The sequence below is a fragment of the Citrobacter freundii ATCC 8090 = MTCC 1658 = NBRC 12681 genome, from assembly GCF_011064845.1.
Classification (GTDB): domain Bacteria; phylum Pseudomonadota; class Gammaproteobacteria; order Enterobacterales; family Enterobacteriaceae; genus Citrobacter; species Citrobacter freundii.
In genome coordinates this window covers 1,726,388-1,744,379 of the sequence record NZ_CP049015.1, presented here as the reverse complement: position 1 = coordinate 1,744,379, position 17,992 = coordinate 1,726,388, and the positions used below count along the sequence as shown (strand labels likewise).

Genomic DNA, 17,992 nt, shown 5'->3' with positions numbered 1-17,992 from the left:
ATACGTCACTCCCAACGGGGAGATCCCTCTGCTATCCATTTCAGGCCAAAAATCAGCATGAGGAAAGTAGAAAATACTGAATTACTTAACTTTGCAATCATTCGAAGGGCGGCGGAGCCAGCACTTCACGATTACCATTATGCCCTTGTTCGCTGACAATACCCTGCGCTTCCATCTGCTCGATGATGCGCGCCGCTCGGTTGTAGCCGATGCGGAACTGACGCTGGACGCCGGAGATTGAGGCTTTGCGTTTCTGGGTCACAAAGTTTACCGCCTGATCGAACAGCGGATCCAACTCTTCGCCACCATCAAAACCGCCACCGCCTCCTTCGCTTTCGCTGTCAGAAGTAATGCCGTCGACGTATTGTGGACGACCGCGCGCTTTCCAGTCCTGTACCACTGCGTGAACTTCTTCGTCGCGGACAAAGGCGCCGTGAACACGCACAGGGATCGTCGAGTTCGGTGCGGAATAGAGCATGTCACCCATACCTAACAGCGATTCCGCTCCGCCCTGGTCAAGGATGGTACGCGAGTCAATTTTACTGGACACGGTAAAGGCGATACGCGTTGGAATGTTCGCTTTAATCAGTCCGGTGATAACGTCAACCGACGGTCGCTGGGTTGCCAGCACCAGGTGGATCCCTGCCGCACGCGCTTTTTGCGCCAGACGAGCAATCAGTTCTTCCACCTTTTTGCCAACCGTCATCATCAGGTCGGCGAATTCATCCACCAGCACAACAATATACGGCAGTTTTTCCAGCACCGGATGCTGAACATCCATACTGTCACCCGGCTTCCAGTAAGGGTCCGGAATCGGACGCCCCATGCGGGCGGCTTCGGCGATTTTCTCGTTATAACCGGCAAGGTTACGCACGCCAAGCGCCGACATCAGCTTGTAGCGACGTTCCATTTCATTGACGCTCCAGCGCAAGGCGTTAGCAGCATCTTTCATGTCGGTCACGACTTCGGTCAGCAGATGCGGAATGCCTTCATAAACCGACAGTTCCAGCATTTTCGGGTCAATCATGATAAAGCGAACGTCTTCCGGCTGCGCCTTGTAGAGCATGCTGAGGATCATGGCGTTCACCCCAACAGACTTACCGGATCCGGTTGTCCCTGCTACCAGCAGGTGCGGCATTTTTGCCAGATCGGCCACCACCGGTTCGCCCGCAATATCTTTACCCAGCACCACAGTCAGCGGAGATGAGTTATCACGGAATTTAGCGTTATCCAGCACTTCACGCAGATAAACGGTTTGACGTTTTTTATTCGGTAACTCCAGTCCGACATACGGTTTGCCTGGAATAACCTCAACCACACGTACCGCTGCGGTCGACAATGAACGCGCCAGATCTCGCGACAGGTTGGAAATACGCGCCGCTTTAACCCCAGGAGCCAGATTAAGCTCAAAGCGGGTAATCACCGGGCCTGGAGAGTAGTTCACTACATCGGCTTTAATGCGGAAATCCGCCAGACGCGCTTCCACCAGACGTGCCATTTGCTCCAGCGCGAACGTATCTATCGGCTCAACCTCGCTCGGCGGCGGTGTAAGCAGATCTAACGATGGCAGCGGCGTGCTTGGACGGTGCGCCGGACGGCTGTCGCCATTACGCATCAGCAGCGGATGGATCAGACTATCCTGCGGCGGCGGTGTAACAGGCTGCGCTGGCTGCTGATAATGCTGCTGCGGTGCAACAGGCTGCGCCGGCTGCTGATAATGCTGCTGCGGTGCGACAGGCTGCGCCGGTTGCTGATAATGCTGCTGCGGTGCGACAGGCTGCGCCGGTTGCTGATAATGCTGCTGCGGTGCAACAGGCTGCGCCGGTTGCTGATAATGCTGCTGCGGTGCAACAGGTTCCTGGTACTGCGGCGCAGGCTCCGGCATCACGCCAGGCGTAAACAGTGGCTCATGCGGCCCCTCATCTACCAGCGTTTTCATTGGCGAAAATTCAAAGTCATCGAGCGAGAACGGATTCGCTCCGGCAGGCTGTTCACCGGAATAACGCTGCTGCTGAGAAGAAGCAAACTGGCGAGCCAGTTCCGCTTCTGCGGCTGAATCTTCGTCATCAGTCTGGTGGGTATCGTCCTGATACTCTTCGCCATAACGATGCTGCTGCGACTGAGCGAACTGGCGTGCCAGCTCGTCCTGCTGCATTGCATCCATTTCATCGTCATTGTACGCATCTGTATCAAGCTGCTCTTCGCGCGCTTTCTCTTCAGCCATACGCTGTGACGGCAGTTTGATGCCATACGACGCCAATTCCCGGCGAGTAGGCACGCGCACACGATTTGGGCGCGGTAACTGCGGGCCAATCCCCTCTTTCACCTGCGGACGCGGCGCACCGCTGCCCGCAAGGCTAAAGACAGGTGCAGCTGCTGCTGCACCCGCCCCTAAAGCGGCGCTTTTTACACCGGCAGCCAGCGGTGCAACAGCAGCAACAGACTCAACGGGCGGTATGGATGCAGTCGTCGGCATAGATGGCGTAGACGGTTTAATACGCTCAGGCTCCTGAGCAGGTTCTGGAATCGGCTGATACCATGCGGCCAGTTGCTCACGCTCACGCGCACGTTTCTCTTCGACTTCTTCAAAGTAATAGAGCGGCGGACGAGTCGGTTTAACTTCTTCAACCACGGGCTCAGGTTCCACCACAAGCGGTTGTTCAACCACAGGCTGCTGGAACGTAGTGCTCTGTTGAGGGATTGATTCCTGCTGATAAACAGGTTGCGGCGCAGGCTCCGGCTGATAAGCAGGCTGCTGGAATGTGGCGTTCTGTTGAGAGGTCGGATCCTGTTGATAGACAGGCTGCAGCACAGGCTCTGGCTGATAAACAGGTTCCGGCTGCGGTGCGTAATATTGCGGCTGCGGACTCTCCTCCACAACCGGCTGTTGCCATGGCTCATACGGCTGCTGCACCGGAGGTTGCGCGTACTGGGCTGGTTGCGGATAACCTTCAGGCGTTGGTGCAATCGCGGCATCACCGGTTTGCGGGCCTGGTACGGATTGCCAGGCTACGGCTGGGGCCGGTTGCTCCATAACAGTGTTGGTCACGGGCGAGGTTTGCAGCAACGGATCTACCGGCGCGCTCCAGGCCTGAGCGGCCGTTGTAGCTGCAGCTGCTGCAGCCACAGGCTCGGTCACCGAATGGCCGTTAAGCAGTGGGTCAAGCTCGTCATATTCAGGCAGCGTCGCGCGATTGCCGGAAAACAGCACATCGTTAGGATCGGCAACCACGCCACGGGCGCTGTATTCAATTTCGTCTTCATCATTCATGCGTTTGCCGGAGAACAGCGCCGCATCGGTATGACGACCAAGCGGGTTGGTAAATTTCTCTGCCAGACGCTTACGGCGCGCTAACGCACCGCGCAGAATACGAGCCCGACGCGATTCATGGGGTTTGCCATCAGCGGCATCGACAGACTCTTCTTCATCTTCATATTCTTCGTCATCGACCCAGGTATCGTCGCGGCGGGTACGGTTGCTGGCAAACGTCAGGATATTGAGTAACCAGCCGCCCAGTTTTTCCGCAATGCTCACCCATGACCAACCGGTGAAAAGCGTTAATCCCGCCGCCCAAATGCACAACAACGTCAACGTGCCGCCGCTGCTGTGCAGTAAGGGTTGTAGCGTAGTGCTGAGCAGACTGCCGATCACGCCGCCAGAGGCGAAATACCAGATGTCATCGGCGTTAATTGCGGCCAGCCCGCAGGAAGTGAGAATCAGCGCCAGAACGCCAATAATGCGCAGCGAGACGGCAAAATAATCGACGTATTCGTCGCTGGCCTGGTGTCGCCAGGCAAACCAACAACCGCCAACAATGATGACGGGAATGGTGTAGGCCATGACGCCAAAAATAAAGAACAGCGTGTCCGCCAACCATGCTCCGGGTATTCCCCCCAGATTATGGATAGGTTCATGCCATGCGGTTTGTGACCAACTGGGATCCGAAGGGTTAAAGCTGAGTAAGGCAGCCATCAACCAGACGGCAAAAAGGGCAATAAGGATCAGTAGCGCTTCCAGAAGTCGGCGCCCGCTGCTTAACTTCGTCAATGTGACGTCTTTGTCTTCAGTGTATTCCTGGCTCAAAAACGGCTCTCCAGGTTTCAGGCTTTTCCTGCCCGATGCTAAAACGGACAACAGCACCGGGTTACCCCGGCACTGTTGCTGTATGGATTAACAGGAGTGTAATCAAACTGCGTCGATTTTGCACCTGTTCCGTGTTAGCGCGTCTTAATTACCAGACGATTGCTCTGTTTGACTTCTTCCATGACTACATAAGTACGTGTGTCATTCACGCCAGGCAGACGCAGCAGGGTTTCCCCCAACAGCTTACGGTATGCCGACATATCCGGTACGCGTGTTTTCAGCAAATAGTCGAAATCACCGGAAACCAAATGACACTCTTGAATTTCTTCAAGTTTTTGTACTGCAGAGTTGAATTGTTCAAACACATCCGGGGCGCCACGATTCAGAGTAATCTCAACAAAAACCAGAAGTGATGCATCCAGATAATGCGGGTTTAACAGCGCTGTATAGCCCTGAATAAAACCCTGTCTTTCCAACCGACGCACACGCTCAAGGCAGGGCGTTGGTGAAAGTCCCACACGTTTAGAAAGCTCGACGTTAGAAATACGCCCATCCTTTTGCAGCTCATTAAGAATGTTACGATCGATACGGTCGAGATCTTTGCCAGGGCGCTTCTTACTATCTACCATTATTATTGTCTCTCTGTATTCCTTCCCTACTCCTGCCTGACTCTACCAACATCACTGTTCAGAGTCGCTACCCATCAAAATAAACCGCAACCCAGAGGGATTTTCGGTTCGCAATGTCTGGGTTTATGGTGAGAAGACCGTTGCCTGTCGGCGGCTATCGACATCACGAATGGCATCTGTCCACACCATGCGTAGATTTCGCTAACACGGTAAACATGGTATCTACATGCATGATTATGCAGCACATACATGACACAGTTTTTTTCTTCCTTGAATGTTTTCGCAAAACAGCAGGGGATTGTCAAAGCAAAACATCGATTTTTAGTACAACATGCCAGTTATTCATTCGCAGTGATGGAAAATCGTCATTTTATCACCTTATAACTGACCGATTTTAAGTAGAAATCGTTATAGTATTACGGCTGATCACCCCGTTCATCGGTTTCTGCTATTACACATATTGTTAACAAAATCGCCATACTCTTTTTTTACGTCTGTAAATTCCCTACAATCCTGCTCATTGCCTGCCAACAACTATGGGGATCTCATGGGCGCAACCAAACACAGTAAACTTCTTATTCTGGGCTCAGGCCCTGCGGGATATACCGCTGCGGTCTACGCTGCACGCGCGAACCTGCAACCGGTACTGATTACCGGTATGGAAAAAGGTGGTCAGTTGACCACAACAACAGAAGTGGAAAACTGGCCTGGCGATCCGCACGATCTTACTGGCCCGCTGCTGATGGAGCGTATGCACGAACATGCATCCAAATTTGACACTGAAATCATTTTTGATCACATCAGCAAAGTTGATCTGCAAAACCGTCCTTTCCGTCTGACCGGCGACAGCGGTGAATACACCTGTGACGCACTGATCATCGCCACCGGCGCTTCAGCACGTTACCTGGGTCTGCCTTCAGAAGAAGCATTCAAAGGCCGTGGCGTTTCCGCCTGCGCGACCTGCGACGGTTTCTTCTACCGTAACCAAAAAGTTGCGGTGATCGGCGGCGGCAACACCGCTGTTGAAGAAGCGCTATATCTGGCGAATATCGCATCTGAAGTGCATTTGATTCACCGTCGCGACAGCTTCCGCGCGGAGAAAATTCTCATCAAACGTTTGATGGATAAAGTTGAAAACGGCAACATCGTGCTTCACACCCACCGCACGCTGGAAGAAGTGACCGGCGATCAAATGGGCGTAACCGGACTGCGTCTGCGCGATACGCAAAACACTGACAACGTGGAATCACTGGACGTTGCCGGGTTATTTGTCGCTATCGGTCACAGCCCGAATACCGCTATTTTCGACGGTCAGTTGGAACTGGAAAACGGCTACATCAAAGTTCAGTCCGGTATTCACGGCAATGCCACTCAAACCAGCATTCCGGGTGTCTTCGCAGCCGGTGACGTGATGGACCATATTTATCGCCAGGCGATTACCTCTGCGGGCACGGGCTGTATGGCCGCGCTTGATGCAGAACGTTATCTCGACGGTCTGGCGGACGCTTGCAAATAAGTTTTACAAATCAGTAACAAAAGTAAAAAAGGCGACTATAAGTCGCCTTTATTTTTGCCTCGTTGTAACATTGCCCTGCCCAAAAATTCCAATAACTCACCTGCTAAGCGTGCAATGAATAAAACCCGTCAAAAAGAGCTGACCCGCTGGTTAAAACAGCAAAGTGTAATTTCCCAACGATGGCTGAACATTTCGCGCCTGTTGGGGTTCGTGAGCGGCCTGTTAATTGTCGCTCAGGCCTGGCTCATGGCCCGAATTCTGGACCATATGATCATGGCCAATATTCCCCGAGAGGCGCTTCTGCTTCCTTTCATCGTGCTGGTATTGATTTTCATCCTGCGGGCATGGGTCGTCTGGTTACGCGAACGGGTCGGGTTTCACGCAGGGCAGCATATTCGCTTTGAAATTCGCCGCCAGGTGCTTGACCGTCTGCAACAGGCAGGTCCGGCCTGGATACAAGGCAAACCGGCCGGGAGTTGGGCCACGTTGATCCTGGAGCAGATTGACGATATGCATGATTACTATGCACGTTATCTGCCGCAAATGGCGTTGGCCGTATGCGTCCCCTTATTGATCGTGGCGGCGGTATTCCCGTCAAACTGGGTGGCCGCCCTTATTCTGCTTGGAACTGCCCCGCTGATCCCGTTGTTTATGGCGATGGTTGGTATGGGTGCTGCCGACGCTAACCGCCGCAATTTTCAGGCTCTTGCTCGCCTCAGCGGCCATTTCCTCGACCGCCTGCGTGGCATGGAGACGCTAAGAATCTTTGGTCGCGGTGAAGCCGAAACGGAAAGCATCCGCGCTGCGTCACAGGATTTCCGCCAGCGCACTATGGAAGTCCTGCGCCTGGCTTTCCTGTCATCCGGTGTCCTTGAGTTCTTTACCTCCCTGTCCATCGCACTGGTCGCGGTTTACTTCGGTTTTTCCTACCTTGGCGAACTCGATTTTGGACACTACGGCACAGGTGTCACATTAGCTGCCGGCTTCCTCGCGCTCATTCTGGCGCCGGAATTTTTCCAGCCCCTGCGCGATCTGGGCACGTTTTATCACGCCAAAGCACAAGCCGTTGGTGCAGCAGACAGTCTGAAAACCTTCATGGAAACCCCGCTTGCACATCCTGAGCGTGGCGACATTGAGCTGGCGACAAAAGACGCCGTGTCAATCGAAGCACGAGATCTGGTCATCACCTCGCCGGAAGGTAAAGTGCTTGCAGGCCCGCTCAACTTTACCCTGCCAGCGGGCCAACGCGCGGTGCTGGTTGGCCGCAGCGGCTCCGGAAAAAGTTCGTTGCTCAATGTCCTGTCCGGATTTCTCTCTTATCAGGGATCGCTGCGAATTAACGGCTTTGAACTACGCGACCTGTCGCCTGATTGCTGGCGCAAACAGCTGTCCTGGGTTGGACAAAATCCGCAGCTTCCTGCCGCCACGTTACGCGATAACGTGCTGCTTGCTCGCCCCGATGCCAGCGAAGAACAGCTGCAGGCCGCACTCGACAGCGCCTGGGTCAGTGAGTTTTTACCGCTACTGCCGCAGGGTGTAGATACACCAGTAGGCGATCAGGCGGCTCGACTTTCTGTCGGACAAGCGCAGCGCGTTGCCGTGGCTCGCGCCTTACTCAATCCGTGTCAGTTGCTGCTGCTGGATGAACCCGCCGCCAGCCTGGATGCACACAGCGAACAACGCGTGATGCAAGCGTTGAACGCAGCGTCACGCCGCCAGACTACGCTGATGGTGACACACCAACTTGAAGACCTTGCCGACTGGGATGCTATCTGGGTGATGCAGGAAGGACAGATCGTTGAACAAGGCACTTATGCCGAACTTAGCGCAGCCAACGGGGCGTTTGCGACATTACTGGCTCATCGTCAGGAGGACATCTAAATGCGCGCTTTGCTACCTTATCTGACGCTGTATAAACGTCACAAATGGATGTTAACCTTGGGGATCGTTCTGGCGATCGTCACACTGTTGGCAAGTATTGGTTTGCTGACGCTTTCCGGTTGGTTCCTGTCGGCTTCTGCTGTGGTGGGTGTCACCGGGATTTACAGTTTTAACTATATGCTCCCTGCCGCCGGGGTACGCGGTGCGGCAATCACCCGCACCGCGGGCCGCTATTTCGAGCGACTGGTCAGCCACGACGCGACGTTCCGCGTGCTGCAACATTTGCGTATATATACCTTCAGCAAACTGCTGCCGCTCTCTCCTGCTGGCCTGTCCCGTTATGGACAAGGTGAATTGCTTAATCGTGTGGTGGCGGATGTCGACACGCTCGATCATCTCTATTTACGCGTGCTCTCCCCGCTTGTAGGCGCTTTTGTCGTCATCATGGTGGTCACGCTGGGGCTAAGCGTTCTCGATTTCACGCTGGCTATTACTCTCGGCGGTATTATGCTGCTGACCTTATTTATCTTGCCCCCACTCTTTTATCAGGCAGGTAAAAGCGCCGGGCAAAGCTTGACGCATTTACGTGGGCAGTATCGTCAGCAGTTAACATCCTGGCTGCAGGGCCAGGCTGAACTGACCATCTTTGGTGCCAGTGAACGTTACCGCGCCCAAATGGAAGCCACCGAGTTGCAGTGGCATGAAGCTCAACGACGTCAGTCTGAATTAACGGCGCTATCACAGGCGGTCATGCTGTTAGTCGGCGCACTGGCAGTGGTTGTGATGTTATGGATGGCCTCAGGTGGCGTAGGTGGCAATACCCAGCCTGGTGCGCTGATCGCGCTGTTTGTCTTCTGTGCGCTGGCCGCATTTGAAGCATTAGCACCCGTCACCGGCGCGTTTCAGCATCTCGGACAGGTTATTGCCTCTGCGCTGCGCATCACCGAACTGACTGAACAGCAGCCAGAAGTCACCTTCCCGGATGCCGGTTCCCCGGTTTCTGAGCAGGTCACTCTCACACTACGCGATGTATCATTCAGTTATCCGGGACAAGCACAAAAAGCGCTCGACACCCTTTCCCTGCAGGCTCAGCCCGGTGAGCATATTGCGATTCTCGGTCGCACCGGATGCGGTAAGTCAACGTTACTGCAATTGCTCACCCGCGCATGGGATCCGCAGCACGGCGAAATTCTGATTAATGAGCAGCCGATTTCAGCCCTCAGTGAAACCACGCTGCGCCAGAGCATCAGCGTCGTGCCACAGCGCGTGCACCTGTTCAGCGCGACGCTTCGCGACAATCTTCTACTAGCGGCACCGCACGCCAGTGATGACACATTATCCGCGATGCTGTGCCGCGTCGGTCTGGACAAACTGCTTGAGGGTGATGGACTCAACGCCTGGTTAGGCGAAGGGGGTCGACAGCTTTCTGGTGGCGAACTTCGTCGTCTGGCTATCGCTCGTGCCTTATTGCACGATGCCCCACTGATGCTGCTGGACGAACCGACCGAAGGGCTTGATGCAACAACAGAAAGCCAAATGCTTGAATTAATTGGCGATGCCATGCGTGATAAAACCGTATTGATGGTGACACATCGTCTGCGCGGCTTGTCACGTTTTGATCAAATAATAGTGATGGACAACGGACACATTATTGAGCAAGGTAATCACGCAGATTTGTTAGCCCGGCAGGGACGTTATTACCAGTTTAAGCAACGTCTGTAAGCTATTATTGAACGATCAAACTCGCGTAGTGGAGTTTCGCAGTCATGCGCCTGGTGCAATTGTCCCGCCATTCTATAGCCTTCCCTTCACCGGAAGGCGCTTTACGCGAGCCTAACGGTTTGTTGGCGCTTGGCGGCGATCTCAGCCCAGCCCGACTGTTAATGGCCTATCAGCGCGGAATTTTCCCGTGGTTTTCGCCTGGCGACCCCATCCTTTGGTGGTCGCCCGATCCACGCGCCATTCTTTGGCCCGAGAAATTTCATCTCAGCCGCAGCATGAAACGCTTTCATAAAAACTCGCCTTATCGCGTGACGCTCAATTACGCGTTCGGTCAGGTGATTGAAGGCTGCGCGAACGACCGGGAAGAAGGCACCTGGATAACGCATGATGTAGTGGACGCCTACCATCGCCTGCACGAACTGGGCCATGCGCACTCCATTGAAGTGTGGCGAAAAAATGAATTAGTGGGCGGTATGTATGGCGTGGCGCAAGGTACACTATTTTGTGGCGAATCAATGTTCAGCCGTCAGGAAAATGCGTCCAAAACCGCACTGCTTGTTTTTTGCGCTGAATTTATCCGTCAGGGCGGGAAATTAATCGACTGCCAGGTATTAAATAGCCACACAGCTTCGCTGGGCGCCGTCGAAACCCCTCGTCGGGAGTACCTTGAACACCTGAGCAGACTGCGCCAGCAGCGGCTACCGAGCCATTTCTGGGTTCCCAGGACGTTATTTTCGCCTCAGGGGTGAATGTTTTCGGCACATTTTTTGTCGGGGTGTTATAATTGTCGCGCAGAGTTGGTTTAGCCCATTACCCCGCCGCCGTTAAGGAACAGTTCGCGTCAGGCAACGCCTATCGTTTATCTCCTCGTTCCCTTACACGTTGCGCTTTAAGTGCGGCTTTGCCGTGTGTGGTTAGAGTAATGCGCCAAACCCGATTTGCTGTGTTTTAAACGCACAAATCTTTACTTATTAAAAGAACTTCGGCATTATCTTGCCGGTTCAAATTACGGTAGTGATACCCCAGAGGATTAGATGGCCAAAGAAGACAATATTGAAATGCAGGGTACCGTTCTCGATACGTTACCTAATACCATGTTCCGCGTAGAGTTAGAAAACGGTCACGTGGTTACTGCACACATCTCCGGTAAAATGCGCAAAAACTATATCCGCATCCTGACGGGCGACAAAGTGACTGTTGAGCTGACCCCGTACGACCTGAGCAAAGGCCGCATTGTCTTCCGTAGTCGCTGATTGTTTTTAACGCCCGAATGGCGTCCAGATAATAAAAGGTCGGTTTAACCGGCCTTTTTTGTGGGCTGAGGATATGTATTTAATCCTCAATCATCCGCGCATATTCTTCCGTTAAGAAATCTACTAAAGCGCGCACTGAAGGCAATAATCCCCTGCGTGATGGAAAGACTGCGTGAATAATTTCTCGCTTCGGTTCCCAACCGTCGAGCAACGCCACCAGTTCACCCGCGGCTAATTGATCTTTTACCATCAGTTGCGGAAGTTGCACCACCCCCACACCGGCAACTGCGGCTTCACGTAGCGCCAGCATATCGGTGGTAATCATTCGCGGCGTGAAATGCACCTCTGCCCGTGCGCCCTGCGGGCCAAATAACTCCCAACGATGTACATGTTTGCCCGAGGCGAGACTCAAACCAGGGCAGCGTGTCAGCTCTGCCGGAGAGTGTAGCGCCCCCATTTGCTCGATTAACTGCGGGCTGGCATACAAACGATGCCCCCTGTCCGCCAGCACGCGCATCACCAGGTCGCTATCCTCAAATGGTCTGGGCCTGACGCGAATCGCCACGTCCAGACCTTCTCCAACGACGTCAACACGACGATTTGTCGCCTCCAGTTGCACTGATACGTCAGGATAACGCGCCATAAAACGAGCAAGCATTGGCCCGATATGCACATGCAGCAACGTGACCGGGCACGTCAACTTCACCACGCCACGCGGTTCAACCTGTAACGCGGCAATGGCATCCTGCGCCGCCTGCGCTTCAACCAGCATCGCCTTACAGTGTTCGTAAAAGGTTTGCCCCACTTCCGTCACGTTAAACTGGCGGGTGGTTCGCTGAATCAGTCGAACCCCCAGCCTCTCTTCCAGTTGCGCTATCCGTCGGCTTAGTTTTGATTTCGGTTCATCAAGCGCCCGCCCCGCCGCCGCGAATCCTCCTTCCTCTACAACATGCACAAACCATGCAAAATCATTGAGATCTGGCTTCGTCATCTAATTGTCCTATTTATGAGACAGTGAGAGCTATTTTATCTACTACTCAGCTCGCTGTCATGAATATAAGCTTATTCACATCAAGATAACGCCACTGAGGAGACACAAATGAAACACGTAACAGGCGTCTACACCGCACCTCGCCCGCACTGGGTTGGCGATGGATTTCCGGTTCGCTCGATGTTTTCTTACCAGTCTCATGCTGAGCAACTAAGTCCGTTCCTGCTGCTGGATTACGCCGGTCCACATACGTTTACGCCGGGTAACGAAAAACGCGGCGTAGGCGAGCACCCTCACCGTGGTTTTGAGACGGTGACCATCGTTTACAGCGGCGAAGTTGAACACCGTGATTCAACCGGTCGCGGCGGCATTATCGGCCCCGGCGACGTGCAGTGGATGACCGCGGGTGCAGGAATATTACATGAAGAGTTCCATTCACCAGAATTTACCCGTCAGGGTGGCGAACTGGAAATGGTACAGCTGTGGGTCAATCTGCCAGCAAAGGACAAAATGGCCGTTCCGGGTTACCAGGGCATCAGCAGCGATGCGATCCCCTCTGTCGCCCTGCCTGATGAAGCAGGAAGCGTTCGGGTGATTGCGGGCAGCTATCAGGATACAAAAGGCCCGGCACATACCTTCTCGCCGCTGAACGTTTGGGATATGCGTTTACAACGTAATCATCAGCTCACGTTGTCCCAGCCGGAAGGATGGAGCACTGCGCTGGTGGTATTGAAAGGGAATATCACCGTAAACGGCACTACGTCTGCCAGCGAAGCGCAACTGGTGGTGCTGAGCCAGCAAGGGAAAACGCTGCATATTGAAGCCTCCAGCGACGCCAGCGTGCTACTGCTTTCTGGAGAACCGTTGAACGAGCCGATTGTAGGTTACGGTCCGTTTGTAATGAACACGAAACAAGAAATCGCTGAAGCCGTACGCGATTTTAACTCCGGCCGCTTTGGCCAAATCTGAATCGAAGGAGAAGAATATGTCCAGTCCTGCAAACTTTAATGGTTCACGTCCGGTCATCGATGTAAATGATTCCGTCATGCTGCTTATCGATCATCAGAGCGGGTTGTTCCAGACCGTCGGCGACATGCCAATGCCAGAACTGCGTGCGCGTGCCGCCGCGCTGGCTAAAATGGCGACCCTGGCGAAGATACCTGTGATTACCACGGCATCCGTACCGCAGGGACCTAACGGCCCGCTGATCCCTGAGATCCACGCTAATGCGCCACATGCCCAATACGTGGCGCGTAAAGGCGAAATCAACGCCTGGGATAACGAAGACTTCGTGAAAGCGGTCAAAGCAACAGGTCGTAAGACGCTGATTATCGCCGGTACGATTACCAGCGTGTGCATGGCTTTCCCGGCTATCAGCGCGGTTGCAGAAGGTTATAAGGTCTTCGCAGTGATCGACGCTTCCGGTACTTACAGCAAAATGGCGCAGGAAATCACCCTGGCTCGCGTTGTTCAGGCTGGCGTCGTGCCGATGGATACCGCCGCCGTCGCGTCTGAAATTCAGGGCACATGGAACCGTGAAGACGCCGCCGAATGGGCAGAAGTGTATACCAAAGTCTTCCCGGCTTATCAGTTGCTGATCGAGAGCTACAGTAAAGCCCAGGAAGTCGTGACCAACGGCGAAAAACTGGACTCTCAGCGCTAATCCTATCCTCCGCGCCTGCCTGGGCGGAGGAATATGTATATTGCGTAACCAAACGAGAGTTAACACGTAAATTCTGCTTGACCGTTTTAGCGCAACTCCCTATAGTAGCGCCCCGTTGCCCCCCAAGCGGTCAGGCAGCAATACAATATGGTGAGGTGTCCGAGTGGCTGAAGGAGCACGCCTGGAAAGTGTGTATACGGCAACGTATCCGGGGTTCGAATCCCCGCCTCACCGCCATATTTTAAGAAGAGCCCGTACGCAAGTACGGGCTTTTTTTTCGCATGTTGCACAGCCTGGCGGGGATGAGAAGCCCGGACCGGGGTTCGACTACTGGCGCAGCCAGTTGGACAGACTGAGAGCGCAGCGAACAGACTGCCCGCAGGGCGAGCGAAGCGAGTCAATCCCCGCCTCACCGCCATATTTAAAGAAGAGCTCGTACGCAAGTACGGGCTTTTTTTTAGCATATTGCATAGCCTGGCGGGGATGAGAAGCCCGGACCGGGGTTCGACTACTGGCGCAGCCAGTTGGACAGACTGAGAGCGCAGCGAACAGGCTGCCCGCAGGGCGAGCGAAGCGAGTCAATCCCCGCCTCACCGCCATATTTAAAGAAGAGCTCGTACGCAAGTACGGGCTTTTTTTTCGCATATTGATTTGCCGGATGCGGTACAAGCACCTTATCCGGCCTACGAATGACGAACAACCTGTAGGCCTGATAAGCGAAGCGCCATCAGGCATAGCAGTTATTGTCGGCTGAGCAGCGTTAACACTTCATAATGCGAGGTGTGCGGGAACATATCGAAAAGCTGAACGCGTTCAATGCGATACCCAGGCAACTCACGAATATCCTTCGCCATGGTTTGCGCATTACAGCTGGAATAAACAATAAAACGCGGTGCCATGTGGGAAAGAAAATCGCACAGCGGTTTCCCAATCCCGCGACGCGGCGGATTCACCAGCACCAGATCCGGAACTTCGTCCTGAGCGGTAGCAAACTGAGTTGAATCCAACGCCTGAAAATGCAGATTCTGCAATCCAAGTTCCTGCGCCGACTGCTTCGCGCAGGTAATCGCATCTGGCGCGATTTCAATCCCCGTCAGTTTCATTTGCGGTGTAGCGCAGTGCAGACCAAAACCCCCAACGCCGCAAAACAGATCCCACATGTGATTAACCGGAAGCTGACGCACCCAGTCGCGCGCCGTGGCATACAACTGCCCCGCCACCACCGGGTTAGTCTGGAAGAAGCTCTGTGGGCGGATCCACAACGGTACATCGTTAAAGCGTTCCGCCAGCGCCTGTTGTTCCGTCAGGAAGATTTCTGTCTCCCCTTCCATAATCGCCATATGCACCGGCTGAATATTGGCAGTGATCACTTTTAACTGTGGGAGTTGTGCCTGCAGCCAGGGCAGCGCCGCGCGCAGCTGTGCCAGTTTTGCTTCAGAACGCAGGACAAAACGCAGCATCATGCCGCCATCGAACCGGCTTTCCGTTAACAGCAAATATTTCAGTTCCCCGCGTTTACGCGCAACGTTATAGGGTGTTAATCCTGCTCGGGCGATAAACGGCTTAAGAACGGAAAATACGGGCGCAAAAGACTCAGGGTAGAGCGGACAGTCGCACAAATCCTCCGGCGTACCGTCACGATGCAACATCCCCAGCAACGGTTTTTCCACGCTGCCGCTGACCACCATTTTGGCTTTATTGCGAAACGCGCTTTCCGGACCACTGACCGGCGCGCACCATTCTCCGACCGGATAATCGGCCAGCAGATTCTGCAGATCGGCTGTTTTAGCGAAGAGTTGATCGGCGACAGGCTGTGTTATCCACTGACAGGAGCGACAGCGTTCGGCGTCATAAAGTGCGCACTGCATACAAAGACCTACAAATTAACCGGGGGCCAAGATTATACACGTTATTGCAAACGGAAGAACCGCCTGCTGGACGCAGGAACAAACAGTAGCAGCAATACCAGCATATCCGGCAGTTTTTGCATCACCAGCGTATGCAGGATTTCGCGTCTGGACTCCCCCGCAATACTGAACAGTTCGGGATATCCGTAGCCCAGCGAAGCAGCCCACAGATAGACGCTGGCGATAATCTGGGTCAACAGATAGATCCAGCGTGCCCAGTTCCGTCCTTTTACCAGCGAAAATGCACAGTAAATTTCGATAAATAGCAGCACCAGACTGCCCAGAAACACCAGCGTCAAATTCCAGGTCTGCACACTGCGATGAATAAACTCACTGGTTCCACGAAACCCAAGCGTATTAAAAATCATCAACAGATCGAGACAGCGGATCATAATAATAGCCAGCGCCGCCACCTGCACCAAAGCAGGGACGTTTAAGCGAGCATGTGATGTGGATGATTTCTTAAAAAATCCCAACGCGTCGTCTTCCATGAAAACGGCGCAACCACCACAGCTGCGCCGTATAGACAGGTTGGCAGATTTTAGTTTTTTCAGCCGCGTCTTGCACGTTGGATATCGCGGATCCGTTGTTTTTCTGTTCGCGCCATCAGATACCACGCGATAAATCCGATAATTCCTACCACACCAAGAATCAGCGTTGCCAGCGCGTTGATCTCCGGGTTCACCCCCATACGTACGCTGGAGAACACCAGCATCGGTAACGTTGTGGCGCCAGGACCAGAGACAAAGCTGGCAATAACCAGATCATCGAGTGACAGCGTGAAGGCTAATAGCCAACCGGAAATCACCGCCGGCATAATCATCGGCAGCGTGATGACGAAAAAGACCTTCAGCGGCGTGGCGCCAAGATCCATCGCAGCTTCCTCAATGGAATGATCCAGTTCGCGCAAACGTGAAGAAATCACCACCGCTACGTACGCTGTACAGAAGGTGACGTGCGCCAGCCAGATGGTCAGCATTCCGCGATCAGCCGGCCAGCCGATGGCGTGAGCCAACGCTACGAACAGCAGCAGCAGCGACAAACCGGTAATGACATCTGGCATAACCAGCGGCGCGGTGATCATAAAGGCGAAACCATTCGAACCACGAAAACGACCAAAGCGCACCATTACCACGGCGGCGATGGTACCAAGGATTGCCGCCATCGTCGCAGCGCCCGCGGCAATCGTTAGGCTCATGCCTACGGCGCTTATCATCGCGGTATCGTGAAAAAGCTCGCCATACCAACGCGTTGACCACCCTGCCCAAACCGTCACCAGCTTCGAGCTGTTAAACGAATAGATAACCAACATCAGCATCGGCGCGTACAGGAAGGTAAAGCCAACTACCAGGATAAAAATACGCCACGGCGAGCGAACGACCGGTAAGTTATTCATCCGTGTTCCCCCACGCTTTTTTGCTGATATTTGTGGAACCACATGATCGGCACAATCAGTAACAGCAGCATAATAATGGCGACAGCAGAAGCCACCGGCCAGTCGCGGTTATTGAAAAACTCCTGCCAAAGCACACGGCCAATCATGATGCTGTCCGGGCCGCCCAGCAGCTCAGGGATCACAAACTCGCCAACAGCCGGAATAAACACCAGCATTGACCCGGCAATAATCCCGCCCTTGGTCAATGGCACAATCACGCTAAAGAAAGTCTTCAGTGGTCGGGCACCTAAATCCAGCGCCGCTTCCACCAGCGAGTAATCAATACGGGTCAGCGCGGTATAAATCGGCAGCACCATAAAGGGCAAATAGGCGTAAACAATGCCGATATAGACCGCCAGATTGGTGTGCAAAATAGTCAACGGTTGGTCGATGACACCCAGCCACATCAGAAAGTTGTTCAGGACGCCGTTGTTTTTCAGGATCCCCATCCAGGCATACACGCGAATTAAAAACGAGGTCCAGGACGGTAGGATCACCAGCAACAGCAGAATATTACGCGTTGAGGGTTTACTGTGCGCGACTGCCCATGCCAGCGGGTATCCCAGCAGCAGACAACAGATTGTCGAAATTCCCGCCACCTGTAACGATTGCAGGTAGGCATCGAAATAGAGCGGATCGTCCGTCAGTTGCAGGAAGTTGCCTAAGTTGAGCGTGATGGATAACTGATCGTCAGCCCATGAAACGAGGTCGGTATAGGGTGGAATAGCGCGCGCCATTTCCGCCAAACTGATTTTGAAGACGATCAGAAACGGCAGCAGAAACAGAAGCAGCAGCCACACATACGGCAGCGCGATCACCAGCTTGCGCCCGTGCTTCATTTGCAGTCGCGACATAAACAGCCTGAATCGCCCCGCGTTATCCACGCGTGCCGCAGGTTCAAGTGTACTCAT

14 protein-coding genes, 1 tRNA gene and 2 other RNA genes are annotated in these 17,992 nt (G+C 53.9%); 10 read left to right on the top strand and 7 right to left on the bottom strand.

The annotated features are described in order from the left end of the window. Positions 1-97: 97 nt before the first annotated feature. Both ftsK and lrp read right to left on the bottom strand, forming a co-directional pair. The gene (gene ftsK / locus G4551_RS08330; protein WP_003836914.1) at positions 98-4,084 is read right to left on the bottom strand and encodes a DNA translocase FtsK; all 3,987 of its coding nucleotides are present in this window, start codon (positions 4,082-4,084) and stop codon (positions 98-100) included. Between the two features lie 134 nt (positions 4,085-4,218). Continuing rightward, positions 4,219-4,713, bottom strand: coding sequence for a leucine-responsive transcriptional regulator Lrp (gene lrp / locus G4551_RS08325; RefSeq protein WP_002439523.1), 495 nt, complete (start codon positions 4,711-4,713; stop codon positions 4,219-4,221). Between the two features lie 547 nt (positions 4,714-5,260). On the opposite strand from lrp, the gene trxB reads away from it, so the two are divergent. The 5 genes from trxB to infA all read left to right on the top strand — a co-directional run bounded on the left by trxB (position 5,261) and on the right by infA (position 11,085). Beyond that, the gene (trxB, locus tag G4551_RS08320) at positions 5,261-6,229 is read left to right on the top strand and encodes a thioredoxin-disulfide reductase (RefSeq protein WP_003035727.1); all 969 of its coding nucleotides are present in this window, start codon (positions 5,261-5,263) and stop codon (positions 6,227-6,229) included. A gap of 114 nt (positions 6,230-6,343) precedes the next feature. After that, on the top strand, positions 6,344-8,110 hold the full coding sequence (cydD, locus tag G4551_RS08315) for a heme ABC transporter permease/ATP-binding protein CydD (protein WP_003836917.1): 1,767 nt from the start codon (positions 6,344-6,346) through the stop codon (positions 8,108-8,110). Next, positions 8,111-9,832, top strand: coding sequence for a heme ABC transporter ATP-binding protein/permease CydC (gene cydC, locus G4551_RS08310; protein ID WP_003836919.1), 1,722 nt, complete (start codon positions 8,111-8,113; stop codon positions 9,830-9,832). A 44-nt stretch (positions 9,833-9,876) separates the two neighbouring features. Next, complete coding sequence (gene aat, locus G4551_RS08305) at positions 9,877-10,581, top strand: leucyl/phenylalanyl-tRNA--protein transferase (RefSeq protein ID WP_003035721.1); 705 nt, start codon at positions 9,877-9,879, stop codon at positions 10,579-10,581. A gap of 285 nt (positions 10,582-10,866) precedes the next feature. Then, positions 10,867-11,085 carry a translation initiation factor IF-1 gene (gene infA, locus G4551_RS08295; RefSeq protein WP_002211347.1) on the top strand — a complete coding sequence of 73 codons (219 nt, stop codon included), beginning with the start codon at positions 10,867-10,869 and terminating at the stop codon, positions 11,083-11,085. 79 nt (positions 11,086-11,164) lie between these two features. Here the strand turns inward: infA and G4551_RS08290 are convergent, their stop codons facing one another. Further along, positions 11,165-12,076 (bottom strand): LysR family transcriptional regulator, encoded by a 912-nt coding sequence (locus tag G4551_RS08290; protein ID WP_003836921.1) that lies wholly within the window; start codon positions 12,074-12,076, stop codon positions 11,165-11,167. A 108-nt stretch (positions 12,077-12,184) separates the two neighbouring features. On the opposite strand from G4551_RS08290, the gene G4551_RS08285 reads away from it, so the two are divergent. From G4551_RS08285 to G4551_RS08265, 5 genes are all read left to right on the top strand, one after another. Further along, entirely contained in the window at positions 12,185-13,045 is an 861-nt protein-coding gene (locus G4551_RS08285; protein ID WP_003836923.1) for a pirin family protein, read from the top strand. Positions 13,046-13,061: 16 nt separating this feature from the next. Beyond that, positions 13,062-13,739 (top strand): isochorismatase family protein, encoded by a 678-nt coding sequence (locus tag G4551_RS08280; protein WP_003035382.1) that lies wholly within the window; start codon positions 13,062-13,064, stop codon positions 13,737-13,739. A gap of 149 nt (positions 13,740-13,888) precedes the next feature. Then, positions 13,889-13,976, top strand: a tRNA-Ser gene (locus G4551_RS08275). A 44-nt stretch (positions 13,977-14,020) separates the two neighbouring features. Then, a non-coding RNA gene (locus G4551_RS08270) (RtT sRNA) lies at positions 14,021-14,157 on the top strand. A gap of 44 nt (positions 14,158-14,201) precedes the next feature. After that, positions 14,202-14,338, top strand: a non-coding RNA gene (locus G4551_RS08265) — RtT sRNA. A 141-nt stretch (positions 14,339-14,479) separates the two neighbouring features. On the opposite strand, the gene rlmC is transcribed toward G4551_RS08265, so the two are convergent. The 4 genes from rlmC to potH are packed head-to-tail and all read right to left on the bottom strand — an operon-like array spanning position 14,480 to position 17,992. Beyond that, positions 14,480-15,607: a 23S rRNA (uracil(747)-C(5))-methyltransferase RlmC gene (gene rlmC / locus G4551_RS08260; RefSeq protein ID WP_003836926.1), complete on the bottom strand. Its 1,128-nt coding sequence runs from the start codon at positions 15,605-15,607 to the stop codon at positions 14,480-14,482. Positions 15,608-15,648: 41 nt separating this feature from the next. Further along, positions 15,649-16,137, bottom strand: a complete 489-nt coding sequence (locus G4551_RS08255) for a YbjO family protein (protein ID WP_003035378.1) — start codon at positions 16,135-16,137, stop codon at positions 15,649-15,651. Between the two features lie 59 nt (positions 16,138-16,196). Then, positions 16,197-17,042, bottom strand: coding sequence for a putrescine ABC transporter permease PotI (gene potI / locus G4551_RS08250; RefSeq protein WP_003035376.1), 846 nt, complete (start codon positions 17,040-17,042; stop codon positions 16,197-16,199). Continuing rightward, complete coding sequence (potH, locus tag G4551_RS08245; protein ID WP_003035374.1) at positions 17,039-17,992, bottom strand: putrescine ABC transporter permease PotH; 954 nt, start codon at positions 17,990-17,992, stop codon at positions 17,039-17,041. Before potH ends, potI begins: the two co-directional genes overlap by 4 nt.

Excerpts from the sequence above, each read along its gene's own strand:
- trxB (WP_003035727.1), top strand. The coding sequence starts at position 5,261 with ATGGGCGCAACCAAACACAGTAAACTTCTTATTCTGGGCTCAGGCCCT.
- rlmC (WP_003836926.1), bottom strand. The coding sequence starts at position 15,607 with ATGCAGTGCGCACTTTATGACGCCGAACGCTGTCGCTCCTGTCAGTGG.
- G4551_RS08255 (WP_003035378.1), bottom strand. The coding sequence starts at position 16,137 with ATGGAAGACGACGCGTTGGGATTTTTTAAGAAATCATCCACATCACAT.
- cydC (WP_003836919.1), top strand. The coding sequence starts at position 8,111 with ATGCGCGCTTTGCTACCTTATCTGACGCTGTATAAACGTCACAAATGG.
- infA (WP_002211347.1), top strand. The coding sequence starts at position 10,867 with ATGGCCAAAGAAGACAATATTGAAATGCAGGGTACCGTTCTCGATACG.
- G4551_RS08285 (WP_003836923.1), top strand. The coding sequence starts at position 12,185 with ATGAAACACGTAACAGGCGTCTACACCGCACCTCGCCCGCACTGGGTT.
- G4551_RS08290 (WP_003836921.1), bottom strand. The coding sequence starts at position 12,076 with ATGACGAAGCCAGATCTCAATGATTTTGCATGGTTTGTGCATGTTGTA.
- G4551_RS08280 (WP_003035382.1), top strand. The coding sequence starts at position 13,062 with ATGTCCAGTCCTGCAAACTTTAATGGTTCACGTCCGGTCATCGATGTA.
- cydD (WP_003836917.1), top strand. The coding sequence starts at position 6,344 with ATGAATAAAACCCGTCAAAAAGAGCTGACCCGCTGGTTAAAACAGCAA.
- lrp (WP_002439523.1), bottom strand. The coding sequence starts at position 4,713 with ATGGTAGATAGTAAGAAGCGCCCTGGCAAAGATCTCGACCGTATCGAT.
- potI (WP_003035376.1), bottom strand. The coding sequence starts at position 17,042 with ATGAATAACTTACCGGTCGTTCGCTCGCCGTGGCGTATTTTTATCCTG.
- aat (WP_003035721.1), top strand. The coding sequence starts at position 9,877 with ATGCGCCTGGTGCAATTGTCCCGCCATTCTATAGCCTTCCCTTCACCG.
- potH (WP_003035374.1), bottom strand. The coding sequence starts at position 17,992 with ATGAGTACACTTGAACCTGCGGCACGCGTGGATAACGCGGGGCGATTC.